Origin of the sequence: Caballeronia sp. LZ033 (genome assembly GCF_031451265.1) — a bacterium.
Lineage (GTDB): Bacteria > Pseudomonadota > Gammaproteobacteria > Burkholderiales > Burkholderiaceae > Caballeronia.
In genome coordinates, this window is the sequence record NZ_JARUXQ010000062.1 from 1 (window position 1) to 381 (window position 381).

Here is a 381-nt window from a genome sequence, read left to right on the forward strand (position 1 = left end):
ACGAGACCGTAATCGGCCACGCTGAAGATCGGCGCTTCCGCGTCCTTGTTGATCGCGACGATCACCTTGCTGTCCTTCATGCCCGCCAAGTGCTGGATCGCACCCGAGATACCGACCGCCACGTAAAGCTGCGGCGCGACGATCTTGCCCGTCTGGCCCACCTGGAAGTCGTTCGGCACGTAACCGGCATCGACCGCCGCGCGCGATGCGCCCAGCGCCGCGCCCAGCTTGTCCGCCAGCGGCTCGAGCGTCTTCGTGTAGTTCTCGCCGCTGCCCAAGCCACGGCCGCCCGACACGATGATGTGCGCGCTCGTCAGTTCCGGACGGTCCAGCTTCGTCACTTCGCGGCTCACGAACTGCGAGATGCCTGCATCGGCGGCG

The 381-nt window shown here is 66.4% G+C and carries 1 protein-coding gene; it reads right to left on the bottom strand.

The window, feature by feature from the left end:
* A partial coding sequence (locus tag QCE62_RS35195; RefSeq protein WP_309928053.1) for an FAD-binding protein occupies positions 1-381 on the bottom strand: 381 nt, incomplete at both ends.